The following is an 18,159-nucleotide window of genomic DNA, read 5'->3' as shown; positions in this document are numbered from 1 at the left end:
ACGTGGCAGAGCAGCACACCCCCCGATCCCTGATCGTCACCCTGTACGGCGCGTACGGCCGGGCCCCGGACGGCGCGCCGCTCCCCGTCGCGGAGCTGATCCGGCTGCTCGACGCGGTCGGCGTGGACGCGCCCTCGGTGCGCTCGGCGGTCTCCCGGCTCAAGCGGCGCGGACTGCTGGTCCCGGCGCGTACGGCGGCGGGCGCGGCCGGATACCTGCTGTCGGGCGAAGCGCGCCAGCTCCTCGACGACGGGGACCGCAGGATCTACGCCCGTCCCGCGCCGCTGCTCACCGACGGCTGGGTGCTCGCGGTCTTCACCGTCCCGGAGGCGGAGCGCCACAAGCGCCATCTGCTCCGCTCCCGGCTGGGCAGGCTCGGCTTCGGCACCGCCGCGCCCGGCGTCTGGATCGCCCCGGGGCGGCTGCACGAGGAGACCAGCCACACCTTGCGGCGGCTCCAACTCGACTCGTACGTCGACCTGTTCGGCGGCCGGCATCTCGGCTTCGAGGCGACCGCCGAGGCGGTGGCACGCTGGTGGGACCTGCCGGCGATCGCCGGCCGGCACGAGGCGTTCCTCGCCGCGCACGAGCCGGTGCTGCGCCGCTGGGAGGGCGCGGGCCCCGCGGCGGCCGGGGGCGCGCCGCGGGACGCCTACCGGGACTATCTGCTGGCCCTGGACTCCTGGCGGCAGCTGCCGTACGCGGACCCGGGGCTGCCCGCCGAACTCCTGCCGGGCGACTGGCCGGGGGAACGTTCCGCCGAGGTGTTCGCCCGGCTGCACGCCCAGCTGCGGGACGCGGGCCTCGCGTTCGTGACGCCGCCGGTCAGCGCAGGGTGAGCCGCGGCTTCGGCGCGTCGGCGCGACCCGCCGGCGGTGGGCGGCTGCCCGCCCGGTACGGGAGCGGCCAGGGGGCGCCCGGACCCTCGTACCCCTGGGCCGCCGCCGCGTGCAGGGTCCACTGCGGGTCGTGGAGATGGGGCCGGGCGAGGGCGCACAGGTCCGTACGGCCCGCCAGAAGCAGCGAGTTGACGTCGTCCCAGGAGGAGATCGCGCCGACCGCCACCACCGGGACGTGCAGGGTGTTGCGTATCCGGTCGGCGAACGGCGTCTGGTAGGAGCGGCCGAACTCCGGGCGTTCATCGGCGACGACCTGGCCGGTCGAGACGTCGATGGCGTCGGCGCCGTGCGCGGTGAAGGCGCGGGCGATCTCGACGGCCTCCTCGGCGGTGGTGCCGCCGGGGGCCCAGTCGGTGGCGGAGATCCGGACCGTCATGGGCAGGTCGTCGGGCCAGTCCGCGCGGATCGCGTCGAAGACTTCGAGCGGGAAGCGCAGCCGGCCCGCCAGCGATCCGCCGTAGGCGTCGGTCCGCCGGTTGGTCAGGGGCGAGAGGAAGCCGGAGAGCAGATAGCCGTGGGCGCAGTGGAGTTCGAGCAGGTCGAAGCCGCTGCGCCGGGCCCGCCGGGCAGAGGATGCGAACTGCTCCCGTATCGTGTCGAGTTGACGGATCGTCAGCTCTTTCGGCAGCTGACTGATTCCGGGTCGGTACGGCAGCGCCGAGGCGGCCCACACCTGCCAGTTGCCCGTGGGCAGCGGCTCGTCCGTGCCTTCCCACATCGGCCGGGTGGAGCCCTTGCGGCCCGCGTGGCCGAGCTGGACGCCGATGGCGGTGCCGGGCGAGGAGGTGTGGACGAAGTCGGTGACGCGGCGCCAGGCATCGCCCTGCTCCAGGGTGTAGAGCCCGGTGCAGCCGGGGGTGATCCGGCCCACGGGGCTGACGCACACCATCTCGGTCATGACGAGGCCGGCGCCGCCGAGCGCGCGGGCGCCGAGGTGGACGAGGTGGAAGTCCCCGGGCATCCCGTCGCGCGCCGCGTACATGTCCATGGGCGAGACGACGATCCGGTTGCGCAGGGTCAGTCCGCGCAGCCGGAAGGGCGTGAACATCGGCGGGGTGCCGGGCGGGCAGCCGAAGTCCCGCTCCACGGCCCGGGTGAACTCCGGGTCGCGCAGCCGCAGGTTGTCATGGGTGACGCGGCGGCTGCGGGTGAGCAGCCCGAAGGCGAACCGGCGCGGCGGCTGGTCGGTGTAGGTGGCCAGTTCCTCGAACCAGCGCAGGCTGGCCGCCGCCGCGCGCTGGGTGGACTCGACGACGGGGCGGCGTTCGCTCTCGTACGCGGCGAGCGCGGCCGGCAGGTCGGGCCGCTCCTCGATACACGCGGCGAGGGCGAGGGCGTCCTCGACGGCGAGCTTCGTGCCGGAGCCGATGGAGAAGTGGGCGGTGTGCGCCGCGTCGCCGATCAGTACCGTACGGCCGTGGCTCCAGCGGCCGTTGGTCACGGTACGGAACGCGGTCCAGGCGGAGGCGTGGGAGCGCAGCGGGCGTCCGCCGAGCGCGTCCGCGAAGATCCGGGCGCACCGTTCGGTGGACCGCCGCTCGTCCAGGGCGGCGAAGCCGGCGGCCCGCCAGACCTCTTCGCGCATCTCGACGATGACGGTGCTGTGGTGCGGGGAGTACGGGTAGCCGTGCAGCTGCATCACCCCGTGCGGGGTCTCGGCGGTCTCGAAGCGGAACGCGTCGAAGGCGAAGTCGGCGGCGAGCCAGATGTAGCGGCAGCGGTGGGTGGTGACGGTGGGGGCGAAGACTTCGGCGTGGGCCTCACGGGTACGGCTGTGCACCCCGTCCGCGGCGATCACCAGGTCGTGGGTGGCGGCCAGCCGCTCGGCGGGCGGGGCCTCCGCACGGAAGAGGAGCCGTACGCCGAGGGACGCGCACCGTTGGTGCAGGATCTCCAGCAGCCGGCGCCGGCCGAGGGCGGCGAAGCCGTGGCCGCGGGAGGTGAGCGTACGGCCGCGGTGCACGATGTCGATGGCGTCCCAGCGGACGAACTCGGCCTGGAGCGCGCGGTGCACGACGGGGTCGGCGTCCTCGATACCGCCGAGGGTCTCGTCGGAGAGGACGACGCCGAAGCCGAAGGTGTCGTCGGGGGCGCTCCGTTCCCAGACGGTGATCTCGCGGGCGGGGTCGAGCCGTTTGAGCAGGGCCGCCGCGTACAGCCCGCCGGGCCCGCCGCCGATGACGGCGACCCGCCGCACACCGTGCGCGGTGTCCGCTGCCGGAGCCGGTACACGGGGTGCGGTGTGGGGTACGGGGTCCGCCGTTGCCGCCATCGTCAGCTCCCCTGCCACTTGGGGGGCCGCCGCTCGGTGAACGCGGCGTGGAATTCGGCGTAGTCCTCGCCGTGCATCAGCAACGCCTGGGTGGCGGCGTCGAGTTCGACGGCCGCGGCGAGCGGCATGTCCAGTTCGGCGGTGAGCAGCGCCTTGGTCTGCGCATACGCCAGCGAGGGGCCGGAGGCCAGCCGCCGCGCCAGCTCCGCGGCGCACCCGTCGGCCCGTCCGTCCTCGGTCAACTCGCTGATCAGGCCGATCCGTTCGGCCTCGGGCGCGTGGACGGGTTCACCGAGCATCAGCAGCCGGGTCGCGTGGCCGAGGCCGACCACGCGGGGCAGTAAGTAGGCCGCGCCCATGTCGCCGCCGGAGAGTCCGACGCGGGTGAAGAGAAAGGCGAACCGGGCGGAGGGATCCGCGATCCGGAAGTCGGCGGCGAGCGCGAGGACGGCGCCCGCGCCGGCCGCCACCCCGTGCACGGCGGCGATCACCGGGAAGGGAGACTCACGGATCGCCCGGACGACCTGACCGGTCATCCGGTTGAAGTCGAGCAGCCGCGCGGTGTCCATGCCGAGCGTCGCGCCGATGATCTCGTCGACATCGCCGCCCGAGCAGAAGCCGCGCCCCTCACCGGCCAGCACCAGGGCCCGTACGGAACGCTCCCGGGACAGCTCGGCGAGGAGGTCGCGCAGATCGGCGTAGGCGCCGAAGGTGAGCGCGTTGAGCTTGTCGGGGCGGGTGAGGGTGACGGTGGCGACTCCGTCGTCACCTCGTACGAGCCGTAGATGGCGCCAGTCCTGGGTGCGGGGCGCGGAACCGGAGAACGGGCTCATGGAGCGGCCTCCTTCGGCGAGCGCCGTGGGCCGCGGTGGCGGCCACCACCGATGTACGGCCCTTGTCACAGGCTCGCCACGGAACGGTATCACTCGTACGTGACCGCCGTCACGAGGGCGCGATAGACCTGTGACATGGTCGCGACATGCCTCCCGTAGGCTGACAAAGGTCCCGCCCGGCACAGGACATAGGTCCCAAGTCCGGCAGGCCGCCGCCCCTTGTCAGCCCGCTCACCCTCCGTATGGTTGAACGCGCCAGCGATTTCTCCCATCGCCCCCGTCCCCCACCACGGCCGCGACCGTGCCCCGATCGGACCGCCCCCCATGCCAGAAGCCGCCGATGCCTCTCCTTGGAGAGTCACGCTGCCGCACAGCGCCGAAGCCGTACCGCTCGCGCGTGCCCTGGTCCGCTCGGCGCTGGCCCATCTGGACGAGCCCACCCACAGCGAGACGGCGGAACTGCTCACGGCGGAGCTGGTCGCCAACGCCATCCAGCACACCACCGGGGACCACCCCATCGAGCTGGTCGTGGAGCTGCTGCCGACCGGCTGTCAGGTCGAGGTCCACGACGGTGACCCGGCACCCCCGGGCAATCTGACGCACCCCGGGTCGATGCCGGACCCCTGGCAGGAGGACGGCCGCGGCCTGCTGCTGATCAGCACGCTCAGCTCGGCCTGCGGCCACCGCACCACGGACCAGGGCAAGGCGGTCTGGTTCACCCTGCCCGCCGTCTAGGAGTGCCGTCCGGCCCGGACCGGATCGAGCAGGCTCGGGCCGGATCGGCCGGCTCGGACTCTAGAGCGCGACGCTCCCGGACTCGCCCTTCGCCAGCGTCGCGACCAGCACCGCCTTGATCGTGTGCATCCGGTTCTCGGCCTCGTCGAAGACGACCGAATGCGCCGACTCGAAGACCTCGTCGGTGACCTCCAGCTCGGTCAGCCCGTGCCGGGCGTGGATCTCACGGCCGACCGCCGTTCCCAGATCGTGGAAGGCGGGCAGGCAGTGCAGGAACTTCACGTCCGGATTGCCGGTCGCGCGCAGCACGTCCATGGTCACGGCGTACGGGCCGAGCGCCGTGATCCGCTCGTCCCAGACCTCCTTGGGCTCCCCCATCGACACCCAGACGTCCGTGACCACGAAGTCCGCGCCGGCCACACCCTCCGTGACGTTCTCGGTGAGGGTGAGCCGCGCACCGCTGACCTCGGCCGCCTCGCGGGCCAGGGTCAGGATCTCGTCGGCGGGCCAGTAGGCGCGCGGCGCGACGATCCGTACGTCCATACCGAGCAGGGCGCCGGTGACGAGATACGAGTTGCCCGTGTTGAACCGGGCGTCGCCGAGATAGGCGTAGGCGATCTCCGGCAGCGGCTTGGGGCTGTGCTCGGTCATCGTGAGCATGTCCGCGAGCATCTGCGTGGGGTGCCAGTCGTCCGTCAGACCGTTGAAGACGGGGACCCCGGCGTACGCGGCCAACTCCTCGACCGTCGCCTGACCCGCCCCGCGGTACTCGATGCCGTCGAACATGCGGCCGAGGACACGGGCCGTGTCCTTCGCGGACTCCTTCGAGCCGATGTGTGAGCCCGCCGGGTCGATGTACGTGGTCGACGCGCCCTGGTCGGCCGCCGCCACCTCGAACGCGCAGCGCGTGCGGGTCGAGGACTTCTCGAAGATCAGCGCGATGTTCCGGCCGCCGAGCCGCCGCACCTCGGTGCCCGCCTTCTTCGCCGCCTTCAGCTCGGCGGCCAGATCGATCAGGCCGCGGAACTCCTCGGCCGTGAAGTCCAGCTCCTTGAGGAAATGGCGGCCTTCGAGGTGTATGGCCATGGTGGCTGCTCCTGTGGCGCGAATCATGAGTGGGAAAATAAGCCGAGATTGGAACTATATACGATGATCTGCATTGCTATACAGACTGACGCGCGGGCAGCGCCGTAAGGGGCCCATGGCTCTAGACCGCGTCCCGCTCGACGGGGCAGCTCATGCAGCGCGGGCCGCCCCGTCCCCGGCCCAACTCGCTGCCCGGGATCTCGATCACCTGGATGCCCTGCTTGCGCAGATGGGTGTTGGTGGTGACGTTGCGTTCGTAGGCCACCACGACACCCGGCTCCACGGCGAGCACGTTGCAGCCGTCGTCCCACTGCTCACGGGCGGCCGAGTGCACGTCCTGGGTCGCGGTGAGCACCCGGATCTCCGGCAGCCCCAGCGCCGCCGCGATCGCCCGGTGCATGTGCTCCGGCGGATGATCGGTGACCTTCAGCTCCGTACCGTCACCGCCCGGTTCGATGGTGTACGAGCGGAGCATGCCGAGCCCCGCGTACTGGGTGAACGTCTCGTGGTCGACCATCGTCATCACCGTGTCCAGGTGCATGAACGCCCGCCGCTTGGGCATGTCCAGCGCCACGATCGTGGTGGCGGAACCGGCCGCGAACATCCCCCGGGCCAGCATCTCGACCGCCTGCGGGGTGGTGCGCTCGCTCATCCCGATCAGTACGGCGCCCTCGCCGATGACCAGGACATCGCCGCCCTCGATGGTGGAGGGGTAGTCGTCCTGCCCCTCCGACCAGTGGTGGAACGCCCCGGCGGACTCCACCCCGAAGAGCGGGTGGTGCCGGTAGATCGCCTCGAAGTGCACGGTCTCGCGCTGCCGGGCCGGCCAGCGCATGGCGTTGATGGAGACGCCGTCGTAGATCCAGGCGGAAGTGTCACGGGTGAAGAGGTGGTTGGGCAGCGGGTCGAGCAGGAAGTCGTCCAGTGCCATCACATGGAACCGGACCGAGGTCGGCTCCTCGTGCCGCTCCAGGAACTCCCGCTTCGTCAACCCGCCGACCAGCGCCTCCACCAGCTCGGGCGTCGGCAGCCCGTCGAAGATCTCCCGGAGGTGGCCGGTGGCGAGCGGACCGTACTCCTTCTCGTCGAAGACCCGGTCCAGGACGAGACGGCGCGCCTCGGGCAGGGCGAGGCAGTCGCCGAGGAGATCCCCGAAGAGATGGACCTGGACCCCCCGGTCACGCAGGACCGCCGCGAACGCGTCGTGCTCCTCCTGGGCCCGGCGCACCCAGAGCACGTCGTCGAAGAGCAGCGCGTCCTTGTTCTCGGGGGTGAGGCGCTTCAGCTCCAGATCGGGGCGGTGCAGGATGACGCGGCGCAGCCGCCCGGTCTCGGAGTCGACATGGAATCCCATACCCCCATCCTGGCGCGATCAGCTGGACATCTCTATCACCAGATACGGCACGACCACGACAAGGAAGACAACCAGGGCGGCCACGAAGATCCTGCCGTCCGACGGTCTCCGCCCGGACTCGCGCCCGCCGCCGTCCGCCGCGGCGTCCGCCCCGATCCCGAAGAAGCGGCCGAGGGAGCGGAGGAGGGGAGCGCCGCCGCTTCGGGGGGCGCCGGGGGAGCTCTCCTGGCGCGGCGGGAGCGGAGGGAGCGGGGGCGCCCCTGGTGGCGGTGCTGGTGGCGGTGCTGCCGGTGGTGGTGGCGGCGGGAAGGGTGATGGTGGTGGGGAGGGTGATGGGGGTGGGGTCGAGGTCCGGTGCGGGGTCGCCGACGAGCCAGGGACAGGGCCGGGTCCACGGCCGGGGCCGGCCGTGGTGACGGATCCGGTGGCGGGACCGGGCCCGGATCCGGGGGCGGTCCCGTACGGCGGTCGCGGGGTGGGTAACGCGGGTGTACCGGGCGGCGTGGGCGGTGACGGCGCCGCCGGGGAGGGGCCGCCGTCGCGCCAGCCGGCCCGGACGATCGCCAGCCAGACCTCCTTGCCCAGTCCCGGGGCCTTCTCGCCCTCCAGGATCTGTTCGACCGCGGCCCGGCCCGCGCCGCCGGCGTCACAGCTCAGCCGGGGCAGCAGTTCGAGGAGCCGGACCCGCACCGGGTTCAGGCCCGCGAACGGTCCGACCGCCCAGCCGTACAGCGCGGCGGCGTTGGCCGCGCGGGTCTCGCGGGACGGCAGGCCCACGGCGGCCGGCCACGGCCGGCCGCCCACGAACAGCTCCCTCCTGAGCACGGCCTGGCACAGTTCGTGGCGTCTGTCCCTGGGCCAGTCGCCGTACCGGGTGGCGATCTCCTTCACCAGGACCGTGACCGCCGCGTAGTGCAGGCCCTCCTCCTCCATGGCGGCCACCAGACTCTTGTTGCCGCTGCCGCGCAGGGCGTCCCTGACATTGCGCGACGAGGCGTTCGGCTCGTGGAAGGTGTGCAGCACGGCCAGGAGATGGTCGAGTTGGACGGTGATCTTCCGGCTCCGGCGGGACGTGAAGAACCCGGCCGATTCCGGCGCGACCGGCCACTCCGGGGGAACGGGCCGGAACATCCGGCGTCCCTGCCGTCGTGGCTCGGGCGCCTGGCGTACGGGCGGCGCGTAACGGTCGTCGGAGTGGGCGCCGCGCCGGTCACCGTACGGGTCCCCGTACGGGTCGCCGTGACGGGCGCCGTCGCCGTACCGGTCGGGGTGGTGCCGGTCGTACGGCACCCGTGGCGGGGACGGCGGGCGCTCCGCGTACGGGTCCCGCTCCCTCAGGTCCCGCTCCCCGGGGTCCCCCTCCCCGGGGTCCCGTTCCCTCGGGTCCCTTTCCCTGGAGTCCCGTTCCCTCAGATCCCGCTCTCTCCCGCGCGGCTGTCGTTCCGTCAGCCGTACGAGCGCTTCCTCCGCCGTGTCGAGGAGCGAGCCGCGGGCGCCCGGCTGTCGCGGGCCCGAGGCCGCCGCCAGCGCCGCGGCCACCTCGTACTCCTCGCCCTCGCCCCGCCCGACGCGGCGCAGGTACTGGTCGACCAGCCCGGCGGCCAGCGCCTGGGCCCGGTCGTCGGTCCGCTCCCCGGGATCCGTACGCAGCCGCTCGGTGGACTGCGGGGCCGGGCCCGGCCAGCGCCGGACGAAGACGAAGCGGGTCGCCGGGGTCTCGACCGTGTCGTGCGTCGCGAACGTCCACCCATCGAACACCCCGCTGAAGATGCCGTACAGCCCCCACAGCATCCGGCAGGGGCCGTCGCCGCCCTGCCGGTCCAGCACCGTGAACCCCTGGTCCCGGTGGCGGAGCAGCTCCGCGGCCATCGTGGTCAGGGGCTCCGCCAGCTCCGGTAACCCGGCGAGCAGTACGCGCCGGCCGTCCTCGGCCGACGCCAGCAGCTCCGCCACGCGCACCTGCTCCAGCGCTCCCCTGACCTCGCCCAGCGGCAGTCCGCCGCCCTCCCACGCCCAGTGGTGCAGCCCGAGACAGGTCTCGGGGTCGAGGGTGTCGGCCGACCCGTACAGCGCGTGGCACACGGCGCCCGAGTGTCCGTCGGGGTCGAGCACGGGGGCCCGGCGGACGAGCAGTGCCTGTCCCCGCCGCTCCAGCCTGACCAGGGCCGGGACCGTCTCCGAGGCCGTGGTGCGCAGCAGCGGCGCGGCGCTGTTGAACAGGGTCTCGGCGGTGTCCCGGTCGCAGGACCAGGCCACCGGGCCGAATCCGGTCGTACCGAGGCTGTTCTCGGTGTCCCAGCGGAAGACGATCTGGTCCACCAGATCCTCCTGACGGGCGATCAGGGCCATCAGGTGCCCACCTCTCTCAGTTCCGCTCCGGGGAGGAGCCCGCACATGGCGAAGATCGACAACAGCGGTGCCAGGACGCGTCGCGGTCGGACGCCGTGGGGGTAGACGTCACCGCGTTCCTGCGCCCCGGTCGCCGCCACGAAGTGGAGCGTGCAGCGCGCGCAGTCGTCGAACGGCTTCAGCCAGGCGGGGCTGCCGTGGTGGGCGACGAACGCGTAGGCGTCACGGCTCTCCGCGCGCAGGGTCTCCTCGTCCAGTTCGGCCGGCAGGGCCCGGCTCAGCCAGCGGTCGGCGGACGGGTCGAAGCGGATCAGGTCGCTCTTGTTGAGGGCGACGGCCGCGGGCGCCTCGATGTAGGAGCCGAGCCGCGGGATCCGGTTGAGGACGGTGGTGAACGCCTCGTCGCCCAGGTCGCGCTGCTGGAGCCTGGTGCGCGCGCGGACCGGGTCGAGCGACGGCAGCCGCAGGGCGCGCAGCGGATCGAGGACGAAGATGAAGGCGCCCACCCCCATGAGGAAGCTGGTCACCTCGCCGTTCTGCGCGAGGTCCTCGCCCGCGAGGTCGAAGAAGACGACGGGCCGGGTGCCGTCGGCTCCGGTGACCAGCAGTCCGTCGGTGAAGTGCGCGAAGGAGGCGTGCCCGGTGGATTCGAGCACCTTTCCGCGGTGCAGCCGCTGGACCCGTTCCTGGAGGAACTCCCGGTGGGTGTCCGGGTTGAGGGGCAGGCACTTCAGTCCGTACGGTTCGAGGCCGCCCTGCTCGATCTCGCCGAGCATCGCGGCGAGCAGATGGGTCTTGCCCGCAGCGGAGCTGCCCACGAGGGCGATGGTGAGCGGTTCGCCGCTGTTGAGGTAGGGGACGGGCAGGTAGTGCGGCGCACCCGCCGGGGCGTGCGGGCAGGCCTGGTACGCCTGGCGCAGCGCGTCCTGGTAGTGCATGGGGCGCCGCTCCGCGCTGAGGTCCAGCGGCTTGGCCACCTTCTTGGAGTCGAGGGTGACGAGCCGGCTCTGGTCGAAGGAGACCGGGAGCAGGCAGTGCGGGCAGAGCGTGGGGCGGCGCAGCGGCTGCGCGGGGCGCGGCGCCTCTTCGGCGGGGCGGGGCGGCGGGACCGGGGCGGTGCCGGTCAGCCAGGAGCGCAGGGTGCGGCGCGGCGGCGGCGACTCGTAGTACGTGCGGTCCTCGGCCAGTTCCGCCGGCGGGTCGTCCCGCCCGGTCTCCTGGCGCTTCTTGGCGCGCTGGACGTCGAACTCGGCGCGGGCCCTGCTGAGTACGTCGGGGCCGCCGGGTGCGTGGGCGAGCGGGTCGGGGACGTTCAGGAGCCGCATCAGCTCGCCCGCCGCGGGGCGCTGGTCGGCGCGGGGGGCGAACGCCCCGCCCTGGTGGAGCGCCGCGAGTCTGCGGAACTCCCCGAGGTCGGCGGGGGGTCCGGAGCCCGGTCCCTGGCGCCCGGACAGCAGGAAGTAGACGAGCTGGGCGACGGACCACAGGTCGTCCCTGGAGTCGGCCCTGCCGGTGCCCTCGCGCTGTTCGGGCGAGGCCCAGGGCGCGGCGCCGTAGGCCTCCCGGGGCTCGTCTGCGCGGAGGGCCGCGCCCGGCTCGGCGAGCCGGACATGCGTCCCGTCCCAGCGGACGGTGTACGGGGTGATGGCCCGGTGGACCAGTCCCACCTCCTCCAGCAGGTGTACGGCGAGGACGAGTTGCGCGATCACCTTGCCCTGCTCCTCGACCGTGAGCATGCCCTGGCGGCGGGCGATCGGCTCGCCGTCCGGGACGCGGTAGAGGACGAAGGGCTCCGACGCCTCCAGGTCGAAGCCGACCATGCGGGTGAAGACCTCGCCATACCGCTCGGAGCCGTACCGCCGCTCCATCGCGACCCCGGCGCTCACCTGCCGCTCCAGCGCGCTGTACGCGGCGGGGTCGCTCTGCGCGCCGAGCGGCAGCCGGTACTGGAGGACGCGCCACCCCTCGCCGAGGGTGACGGGACGGGCCAACAGGGGCGCGGCCCCGGGCGTCCTGAGGTCGGCGTGGAACCGGGCGGCGAAGCGGACCGGCTCACCGCTGTGGGTGAGGAAGTCCAGCTCCACGGAGTCGGCGTCCGCCCCCGTACCGCCGTCGGCCCCGCTACCGGCGGAGTTGGCTCCGTGGTCGCGGGGTGCCCGGCCGGGGTGGCCCGTGGTGGGGTCGTGGTCCTTCCTCGTGCCGTCGTTGCCGGTGATCATGGCGCGTCCCCCTGCTCGGCCCGGACGGTCCTGACGATCTCTCCGCGCAGCGGAACGAGCCGCAGCACGCCCGCGTGCCGCCCGCCCGGTGTCCACACCACGTCCTCGCCCGCCCCGGCCCCGCCGTCCTGCGCGGGGTCCGCTTCGGTGCCCCGGCGCATCGCCTCGGGGGCGAATCTGACCTGCCGTACCCCCGCCGGGTCCTTGGAGAGCATCCGGCGGTCCGCGGCGGCGCAGAGCGGCACCGCGTCGTCCGTCCCGTCGGCGGTGGCGACCAGCCGGGCCGCGTGGTCGGCGGCCACACCCAGCAGTTCCGCGGCCCCCGGGCGCAGTTCGGGGTCGCGGGCGAAGTGCGGCGCGGAGGTGGCGCCGTCGCGCCGCAGGACGGTGTGCTCCTCGTCGAGCACGTCGAGGAGCGGGGCGCGCAGGGAGATCCGGCCCGCCTCGGCCGGGTCGCGCTCGACGGCGGCCCACCGTCCGGCGAGGATCCCCCGGACACCGTGGGCGAGGTCGTCGAGGAGCGTGTCGACGAGGGCGGGCCCGCCATCGCCCCACTCCCGCTCCAGCCAGGGCGGGTCGGCCGGGGCGGCGGGCTGCCAGGGGTCCTCGGGGAGTTCGTACTCCGGCGGGGCCGCCGGCTGCGTCCCCGTCAGGCTGCCCGACCAGCCGTCGTCGGCCGAACTGTCGCCCCAGCTGTCCCAGTTCCAGGCGTCGCCCGGCTGCGGGCCGGAACGGTCGTGTCCGGAGCGCTCCTGTCCGGATGGGGCCTGTCCGGTGCGGTCGTGTCCGGTACGGGCCCGGGCGCCGTCGGCGGTGGCGCCGTGGGCCGTGGGGTACGCCGGGGAACCGCCCGCGTGCCCGGCCCGGTCCCGGGCGGCCGGGGACGCGGCGGTCATCAGCCGGTCCTCGACCGTCTCGGCGAGGCTCCGCACCATCAGGGAGACCGCGCGCGCCCCGTCCGAGCAGTGGTAGCGGGCCTCGGCGAAGAGCCAGTCCTGCACCACGGTCTCGGTGAGCAGCGCGTCGACGGCGTCGAGGGCGTCCGCCGCGAACTCCGTCTCCGTGTCCCGCCACCACGCGTCGACGGCCGCCGTCCAGTCCCGGGCCACGAGCAGCCCGAGCGCGAGGAGGGCCACGACCAGCCCGGCCGCCCCCGCCCAGCGCGGCAGATCGAGCAACTGCCCGGTCAGCGCGCCGGCGCCGCCGCCCACCAGGCCCGCGACCAGCCGGCTCCCGGAGCGGGTGCTGCCGCCGCCGTCGAGCCGGCCGTCGTAGGAGCGGCTGGGCCTGCGCCGCACCATGAGCAGGGTCAGGGCCGCCGCGGCGAACCCCGCCGGCGGGCCCAGCGCCCAGCCGAGCAGCGGCCACAGCCCGGCGGCGAACGCCAGCAGGAACACCGGCGCCGCGTGGGCGAAGCGCGAGCCCCGCAGGGTGAACGGAGGCGGCACGGCCAGCTCCGCCACGCGGCGGCCGGGACAGATCTCGTCGAGCCGGGCCAGCCGCGCCGCGCTGCCCGCCGGGGCGGACAGGTCGGAGAGCGCGGCGAGCCGGGCGGCGACGGAGCGCAGCGGCAGCCCGTACGCCAGCAGCCGCTCGGTGTACGTACGCAGGCCGGGTCCGACGTCGGCGCGGGGCGCCTCGGGGAGTTCGGGCAGCTGGATGCCCCGCTTGAGGAGACGGGCGCGCTGATCGGGCCGCAGCCGGTCACCGCCGCCGTCGGTGAGGGCGCCCGCCACGGTGTCGCGGTACGTGCCGAGCGCGTCGGAGAGCGCTTCGAGCCGCTCGGGCAGATCCACGGCGCGGGCCGGCGGGGTGAACAGGGAGGTGGGGCGGCGCACCAGTTCGTATCCGTCCTCGGCGTCGCGTAACGCCCGGTCGCAGGCGCGCCGCGCCTCCTCGGCCGGTCCGCCGGGCACCAGACAGGAGCCGTCGGCCAGGGTCCCGGCCGGCATGTCGCCGAGGAAGCGGGCCAGCCCGGCGGGGACGGAGTCGCTCCCGCCGGAGCCCGGCCCCTTCGAGGCCGTCCCCGGACGCGTGCCCGACCGGGTGGCCGCACCCGCGCCCGGAGAGCCCTCGGTGACGAGGACGGGCGCCGGGATGTCCTGGCCCGCCAGGTTCTCCAGCGTCCGCCGCCAGGCGCGGGTCCTGGCCTCCTCCGTCAGGTCGTGCTCAAGAACCTGGGCGGCGGGCACCGCGACGCTGTGCAGCACCTCGCCCAGTTCGCCGAGGACGGTGTCGAAGAGGGAGGCGTCCGCCAGCAGTTCGACCAGGGGGCGCAGCGCCTCGTCGGCCTCCTCGGGGAGCGGTACGGGCCCGCCGTCCCGGCCGCCCGCCCCGGCGAACACGTCGGGGATCCACAGCACCCCGGCGGACGGCGGGCTCAGGGCGTGCGGGCGGCGCAGGGCGCGGTCGCCCCCGCCGCCCTGCGCCAGACAGAGCACCTGGGCCGGGCCGTACGCGTAGAGCCGTTCGTAGAGGAGCTGGTGCGCGACGAGTTCGGCGGCGTCGTCGAGGACGAGGAAGCGCCGTACGTCCGACTGCCGCGTGCGCGCCAGAGCGTCGTCCACCTCGCCGTGGAGGGCGTCGGGGGCGTCGGCCGGGTCGCCGCGGTGGCGCAGGTCGAGGCAGACCACCCCGTCCTGGAGTCGGTCCGTGATCACAGCCGGGTCCCCTCCTGTCCGTCGTCGCGCCGGCGCGACATGCCCCGTCCCACATCGCTCCGGTCGGGGGCGTCGGTGTCGTCGGGGGCGCCGTCCCCCCACTCGCCGTCGTCCCACGGGTCGGCCCCGCGCCCCGCGTCCGCCGGTCCCCCGCGCTCGTCGGACCTCGGCTCCCGCCCCCGGTACCGGGAGGTCTCCTCGTACCGGGGCTCCTCGTACCGGGACTCCTTCTCTTCGGGCTCGTCGTACCGCGAATCTCCGGGCTCCTCGTACCGCGGCTCTTCGTACCGCGGCTCCTCGTACCGGGATTCCGGGCGCCGGGGCCGTTCGTAACGAGGCTCCCCGTACGGCGGGTCGTCGTACCGCGGCGGCTCGCTCCGCCTGTCGTCGTACCGCGGATCGTCGTCGTACCGCGATTCGCCGTCGTACCGGGAGTCACCGTCGTGCCGGGTCGGCTCCTCGCGACGCGGGGGTTCCTCTCGGCGCGGTGGCTCCTCGCGGCGCGGCCGGACGATCCTCGGGTCCTCCTCGCGGCGGTGGCCGTTGGCCCTGGCGGGGGTTGCCCGGCCGGCCCCCGGGCCCTGGGTGTGGCGCTGGTCCAGCGCGCGCAGCGTGGGCTTGATCGGCCGCTGCGCGCCCGGGAAGCGCAGATCGAGCGCGCCGGCGAAAGTGTGCTCCCAGAAGTCCCGCAGCGGTACGAGCCACTCCTCGTCCTCCGCCGCGAACCGCCCCGACAGCTCGTTCAGCAGCGCCAGTTGGCGGGGCGCCACCTCGTGGACCAGCTTGCGGAAGAGGCGGGAGGGCGGGACGGGCGTGGTCGAGAGGCCGGTGGGCTGGGTCCGCATCAGCCGGTCGCAGAAGTCCTCGATGATCTGCCCCTCGTCCAGCAGGGCCCACTGCTCGTACGCGCGCAGCAGCCCCGCCCAGCTCGACACGTTTCCGTCGAAGGAGTCCAGCCGCAGCGTCATCGTCGCGGAGTCGCCGTCCTGGAGCCGGATACGGATCAGGTCGGGCGAGGCGGGGTCCCCCTCGATGTCGACGCGGTCGTTCCACATCGCGCAGAGCAGCCGGTGCAGGATGCGCCGGCGGTCCTCCTCCGTACTGGCCAGCCAGTCGTCGCGGTAGCCGAGGCGCTGTCTCCAGTGCAGGAAGTCGTCCCCGCCGGTCGCGTCACGCGCCTCCGCCCACAGCCGCAGCGAGTGCCGGACCTCGGAGACGTCGGTGAGGCTCATGCCGCTGCGGAAGAGCACCACCGTGATGGCCTCCGCCTCCACGGCCCGGAACTCCGGTGCGGTGCCGGGGTCCCTCGGCAGGTTCAGCTCCTGCTGGAGGTAGCGCGCGGCCCGCCCGTCCGCCTCGCTCTGCGGGTGCACGATGAGCACCTTCAGCGGGCCGCTGCCGTCCGGGGTGAAGCCGACCGGCAGCAGCCCGGCGAGCTGTGACTTGAACTGCTCCAGCCAGCGGCCGTCGACCGTGGCCACCGCGTCCTCGTCGCCCGCCGCCGCGCGCAGCAGTACGCCGAGGGAGGGCAGCAGCGGGCGGTCGTCGAGCACGCTCGCCTCGCCGAACAGCGCCTTGACGCGCCGCTCCACGACCTGCTTGACCTCCTTGACCGCGGCACGCGGGGAGCGGCGTACCGCGTCCAGGGCGCGCTGCCAGTCCTCGGGCTGGACCAGCCTGCTCAGCAGCCCGGCCGCGTCCGCGTTCTCCGGCAGGCTCTCGTGCTGGGCCAGCCGGTCGAAGACGTCGTCGTAGAAGGCCCGGAGATTGTTCTGCGGGGGCAGCAGGTACGACACGCCCGTCCGGTCGTCGCGGTACAGCTCCTTGCGGCGTTCCGCGAACAGCTTGCGCTCGTCCTCCTCGTGCGCGCGCAGCGCCCGGACCAGCTCGGTGACCTCCTTCATGGAGCGCATCAGCGGCGGGCGCCAGCGGGACTCGTGCTCCTTCCAGCCGCGGTGCCACTGCCGGTTGGCCCGCCAGCGGTACCACGCGTCCTGCTCCTCCAGCGCGTCCTGCACGTCGGGGTCGCCCCAGCGGGCCGGGACCATACCGGCCACGGAGCCCTTGATCCGGGGAATCGGCGGCGCGGAGGGCTCGACGCCCTCGGGGCGCTCCGGGTCGTTCTTGCGGTTGTCCAGCATCCCGGCGAAACCCGCCTCGGCCGGCCGCTGCGGGTGGCCCGGCAGCCCGGACAGCACCCGCTCCAGCCGGAACGGGCCGAGCAGGCCGAGCAGTTCGCGGGCCCCGGTGCCCGGTTTGAAGTCCTCCACCAGCCGCGGAATCTCCCGGTCCAGCTCCCGGTCGAGGCGGCCGAGGCCGTCCTCCATGTCGCCGATCCGGTCCCGCAGCGCCTGGGCGATCGCCTTGCTGCCCTTGGGCAGCGGGTCGGGCGCGGGCACCTCGGGCGCCTCACGGGTCCAGAGCCGTCCGATGCCGGACCGGTCGAAGAGGTCCCTGACGAGCTGGGTGCCGTCCTCGTCGGGGCGCCGGGCGTCCTCGGCCATGCCGCGTACGGCCTGGGCCAGCAGCCGTCCCGCCACGATCTCCGCGAGGTCGTCGACGGGGACGGTGAGGGAGGCGGCCAGGCTCGTGGACATGCCCCGGTAGCCGATTCCGGAGCGGGACGGGGTGGAGCGCTCCACGCTCTTGTTGACGAACCCGGCGGCGAACGACTGGTGATCGCCCTCCGTGCGCCCCTGGGTGGTGTCGTCGCCCAGCTCCGTGCCGATGAGTGACAGCACCATGGCGGTGATCGACCGGCGCAGGTCCTCGGGCCGGATGCCGGAAGGACGGCTGAAGAGGAACGCGGTCTGTACGGTCGAGGGGCGCAGGGCGACGTGGCCGTCGCCGGGGTAGCGGACGCTGAGCGTGCCGCGCTGTTCGACGTCGCCGAAGTCGGCCTGCGCGTTGGGTACGTTCTGGTCGTCGACCAGCCGGGAGAGGTCCACCAGCGCGCGGGCCGAGTTCAGCTCCGCCTCCCGGCCGCCGCCCGCCTCCGGCGGGAACGCGGACGGCATGACCACCAGCGGATAGATCTTCACCCCCGGCACCTTGGACTTGCGGAACTCGTGCCCGATGAGGTGGAGGAAGTCGTAGAAGATCCCCGCGCCGGTACCGCCCGCCACGGAGAACGCCACGAACACGTCGCAGCCGCGGATCTGCCGGCCCCCCATCTCCCGCAGATCGCCCGCCGAGCCGGAGATCGTGCCGATGGCGGCGCGCAGCTGACGCAGGACCGGCTCCAGGCCGCTGCGCAGGGTCGCGAAGAGCGCGGCCCGGCCCACCGTGGGGAGCTGTCCCGCGCCGTTGTGCAGCGGCGCCACGCGCGGCTGCCGGTCCTGGGGCGGCAGCCAGTCGTGGGTCTCGTCGTGCAGGGCGACCCGCAGCATGCGGGTCACCTCGGGCGAACTGTCGTAGTTGGCCGGCAGCAGGTCGTGGACCACCCGCGCGGTACGCGCGTACGCGCCCGCCTCGGTGCCCTTCGCGCTGAGATGCGGCAGCCGGTTCAGCTCGGACTCGCTGAAGTCGGCGTACACGAACTGGAGGCAGTCCGGAAGCTGGAACGGGGCACGCCGGCCGTCCGACACCAGTTTCGTACCGTCGGGGCCGCACAGCTCCCGGCGCAGGCCGCGTTCCAGCTCGGCGCCGATTCTGCCGCCGGTGCCACCCAGACCGACGAACAGCATGGGCTGATAGATCTTCATGTCGTCTCCCGTAGGGCCGTCGCCGGGTCACGACGACGGCCCGTCGTC

Annotated in this window: 10 protein-coding genes; 2 read left to right on the top strand and 8 right to left on the bottom strand. The window is 73.8% G+C overall.

Annotation, left to right across the window (positions count from 1 at the left end):
* Positions 1-2 precede the first annotated feature (2 nt).
* Positions 3-839 carry a PaaX family transcriptional regulator C-terminal domain-containing protein gene (locus ACFTZC_RS21030; protein WP_382891846.1) on the top strand — a complete coding sequence of 279 codons (837 nt, stop codon included), beginning with the start codon at positions 3-5 and terminating at the stop codon, positions 837-839.
* On the opposite strand, the gene ACFTZC_RS21025 is transcribed toward ACFTZC_RS21030, so the two are convergent.
* Together ACFTZC_RS21025 and ACFTZC_RS21020 are read right to left on the bottom strand one after the other, a co-directional pair.
* Positions 826-3,171, bottom strand: coding sequence for a bifunctional salicylyl-CoA 5-hydroxylase/oxidoreductase (locus tag ACFTZC_RS21025; RefSeq protein WP_382891844.1), 2,346 nt, complete (start codon positions 3,169-3,171; stop codon positions 826-828). The genes ACFTZC_RS21030 and ACFTZC_RS21025 overlap by 14 nt on opposite strands.
* A 2-nt stretch (positions 3,172-3,173) precedes the next feature.
* A complete protein-coding gene (locus ACFTZC_RS21020; RefSeq protein WP_382891842.1) occupies positions 3,174-4,004 on the bottom strand; it encodes an enoyl-CoA hydratase family protein in 831 nt (276 codons plus the stop codon).
* 324 nt (positions 4,005-4,328) lie between these two features.
* Between ACFTZC_RS21020 and ACFTZC_RS21015 the strand changes: the two genes are divergently transcribed.
* Positions 4,329-4,739 carry an ATP-binding protein gene (locus ACFTZC_RS21015; protein ID WP_365809476.1) on the top strand — a complete coding sequence of 137 codons (411 nt, stop codon included), beginning with the start codon at positions 4,329-4,331 and terminating at the stop codon, positions 4,737-4,739.
* Positions 4,740-4,799: 60 nt separating this feature from the next.
* Here the strand turns inward: ACFTZC_RS21015 and argF are convergent, their stop codons facing one another.
* The 6 genes from argF to ACFTZC_RS20985 form a co-directional block, all read right to left on the bottom strand.
* A complete protein-coding gene (gene argF / locus ACFTZC_RS21010) occupies positions 4,800-5,825 on the bottom strand; it encodes an ornithine carbamoyltransferase (RefSeq protein ID WP_382891840.1) in 1,026 nt (341 codons plus the stop codon).
* 121 nt (positions 5,826-5,946) lie between these two features.
* Entirely contained in the window at positions 5,947-7,179 is a 1,233-nt protein-coding gene (locus tag ACFTZC_RS21005) for an arginine deiminase (protein ID WP_382891838.1), read from the bottom strand.
* Positions 7,180-7,197: 18 nt separating this feature from the next.
* Positions 7,198-9,528, bottom strand: a complete 2,331-nt coding sequence (locus tag ACFTZC_RS21000) for a hypothetical protein (RefSeq protein WP_382891836.1) — start codon at positions 9,526-9,528, stop codon at positions 7,198-7,200.
* A complete protein-coding gene (locus ACFTZC_RS20995; RefSeq protein ID WP_382891834.1) occupies positions 9,528-11,747 on the bottom strand; it encodes a hypothetical protein in 2,220 nt (739 codons plus the stop codon). Before ACFTZC_RS20995 ends, ACFTZC_RS21000 begins: the two co-directional genes overlap by 1 nt.
* Positions 11,744-14,407 carry a hypothetical protein gene (locus ACFTZC_RS20990; protein WP_382891832.1) on the bottom strand — a complete coding sequence of 888 codons (2,664 nt, stop codon included), beginning with the start codon at positions 14,405-14,407 and terminating at the stop codon, positions 11,744-11,746. Before ACFTZC_RS20990 ends, ACFTZC_RS20995 begins: the two co-directional genes overlap by 4 nt.
* On the bottom strand, positions 14,404-18,111 hold the full coding sequence (locus ACFTZC_RS20985; protein ID WP_382891831.1) for a tubulin-like doman-containing protein: 3,708 nt from the start codon (positions 18,109-18,111) through the stop codon (positions 14,404-14,406). Before ACFTZC_RS20985 ends, ACFTZC_RS20990 begins: the two co-directional genes overlap by 4 nt.
* Between the last annotated feature and the right edge of the window lie 48 nt (positions 18,112-18,159).

Source organism: Streptomyces sp. NPDC056987 (assembly GCF_042673865.1).
Lineage (GTDB): Bacteria > Actinomycetota > Actinomycetes > Streptomycetales > Streptomycetaceae > Streptomyces.
The sequence above is the reverse complement of the archived record's forward strand: the minus strand, read 5'-3'. Positions and strand labels throughout refer to the sequence as shown.